This is a genomic window from bacterium (assembly GCA_026398675.1).
Taxonomy (GTDB): Bacteria; RBG-13-66-14; RBG-13-66-14; order RBG-13-66-14; family RBG-13-66-14; genus RBG-13-66-14.
On the sequence record JAPLSK010000090.1, the window covers coordinates 1 to 2442 of the forward strand.

Annotated in this window: 2 protein-coding genes; both read right to left on the minus strand. The window is 66.9% G+C overall.

Going from position 1 to position 2442, the window contains the following annotated elements; translation table 11 throughout:
* The coding region (locus NTW26_01860; GenBank protein MCX7021018.1) for a hypothetical protein at window positions 1-1565 on the minus strand (1565 nt) is incomplete at its 3' end.
* On the minus strand, window positions 1555-2442 hold an 888-nt coding region (locus tag NTW26_01865), incomplete at its 5' end, for an RluA family pseudouridine synthase (GenBank protein MCX7021019.1). The genes NTW26_01865 and NTW26_01860, both read right to left, overlap by 11 nt.

A 2442-nucleotide genomic window follows, 5' to 3' on the forward strand; every position in this document is an offset into this window, starting at 1 on the left:
CGCTCGACCAGCGGGACCGGGGAGATATCCGGGTAGCCCAGCTCGGCGGCTATCTCCCCCGGCGTCGCCTTGTACCCCTGGGACCACAACCCCTCCAGAAAAGCCCCCGCCTCCGGGTCGCGCCACCATTCCTCGCCGAAACGGTCCAGGAGCGTCTGACGGACCTCGGCCTCAAGCAGCCAGGCGTAGAGGTAGCTGGTCGTATAGAAATCCTCGTTGGCGTAGTACACGCCGGTGTCGTACTCCTCGTCGGTGCGGGTCCAGACGCCGGCCCAGTCCACGAGCTCCTTGTAACCGGCCCGAGGGTCGGCCTCGACGCCGTGGAGCAGCAGCTCGTAGAGGAAGCTCACGCAGTAACTCCGCAGGCCGGAGAGTTCCGTGAAGAGCTGCTCGCGCCGGAAACGCCGGATCTCCTCCTCGTCCGCCATCCCCACGTCCTCTTTCAGAAACGCCGGGTTCTCGAAGACGTTCTCGAAGGTGAAAGCGTAGGTCTCGGTGACGGCGTCGTCGCCGAGGAGCTTTAGCTCGTAGGGCAGGCTCGGGTCGGTGAAGGCGAAGTGCAGGGCGTGGCCCATCTCGTGGAACAGGGTCTCGTAGTCGGTGAACCCGCCCGAGGGCTTGACCAAGACCCGGACGTCCTCGGGAACCCGCATGGGCCAGCAGGCGGCGCGGGGCTGTTTCTCCGGACGGTCCTCGGAATCGAGCCGGATGTTCGTCAGATTTTTAAAGTCTATCCCCAGGCCGTCGGTGAACTCGAGCCACAGCGGGATTAGCCGCTCGGCGGGGAAGTACGAATCGAACTCGTCGGTGCGCCAGAGCTGTCCCCGGTCGTAGCTGCGCACATCTTCCAGGGCCAGGTCGGGGAATACCTCCGCCGTCCTCTCCCGGGCCAGGCCCTCGAACAGGCCCCGCGTGGCCCCGAGGATGTAGAGGCAGTCCCCGGTGAGATCGCCGAAGTCCCGGTCGTTAATTTTTGCGTAGTAGTCCACGAAATCGCGAAAACCCAGCTCGCGGCACTCCCCGCGGTTGGCCTCGACCAACGCGGCGAGGCGCGGGTTCATCTCGTCCACGATGAACTGCCGCTCGGCGGTCCACAGCTCCCGGCGGCGGTCCCGGTCGTCCTCACGGAAGATGACGTCGTCTATCTGCCGGTAGGGAATCTCCTCCCCGCCGACCTCGATCTGGGCGGACGCCTCGGTGGTGATGTAGTCGTTGTAGAGCTCCTCGAGGGGAAACCACAGGAGGTTGTTCTCGAGGTCTTTGACGAGGTACGCGTAGGACCTGCGCTGGAGCGGGTCCGTCGCGTCGTTTTCCAGGGAGCGGAGCCAGTCCACCAGGGCGGGGTCGTCCAGGTAGGCGTACTTCTCGTAGATTGGCTCCGTGTCAACATCCTCGCCGTAGGCGTCCAGGGCGTAGTAGGCCTCGGCCAGCTCGTAGCCGAAGTCCTCCAGGTTCCCGCGCAGGGTCTCGACGGTAAGGGGGGTGCCGTCCGGTCCGACCGGCGCAGGAATGGCGGCCAGGGCACCTAAAACAAGTAAAAGCAATACTAAGGTGTTACGTCGCATGGGTTTCTCCATGTCCGCGGAGCAGTTCGAGGGCGTTGGTGAAGGTGGAAGGGGGGTCCGACGTGAAACTGAGCCGTTCTCCGCTTTCCGGGTGGTCGAAGGCCAATAGCCGGGCGTGAAGGGCGTGACCCGCGAGGGGCAGACCGGCGGAGGCGCGGCGGCTGGCCCGTGTTCCGTAAACTTCGTCCCCCAGGAGCGGGTGGCCCCGGTGGGCGAGGTGCACCCGGACCTGGTGAGTGCGTCCGGTCTCCAGGCGGCATTCGACGAGAGCGGCCCAGGGGTTGCCGGGCGGCAGCGGCTCCAGGACGCGGTAATGGGTCACGGCGGGCCGACCTCTCTGGACCACGGCGAAACGCTTGCGGTCCCGCGGGTGACGGCCGATGGGCGCCTCGATGATCCCCGCGGGGGGCTCGGGCACGCCGTAGGTGAGCGCCCAGTAAACCCGCTCGGTGGTGTGCGCCGAGAACTGCCCCACCAACGAAAGGAGGGCGGCTTGGGTCTTGGCCAGCACCAGGACCCCCGAGGTGTCCATGTCGAGCCGGTGGACCACGCCGGGTCGGCGGCCGTCGCCCACGACGGCCAACCCGATTCCCCGCGCCGCCAGCGCGTTCAAGAGGGTGTCGTCGGCATGGCCGTGGGCCGGGTGGACGACGAGCCCCGCCGGCTTGTCCACCACGACCACCGAGGAATCCTCGTAGAGAATCCCGATTTCGGCTTCGCGGGGGGTGAGCGGGTTCAGCGGTTCCGGCTCGGCCAGGGCCTCGGGGAAAATTTTCACCCTTTCGCCGCCCCGGATACGCTTGTCCGGCGAGGTCGGCGCGCCGTCGAGGGTGATCAGGCCCCCGTGTATGGCCGCCACGACGCGCGAGCGGGAGAC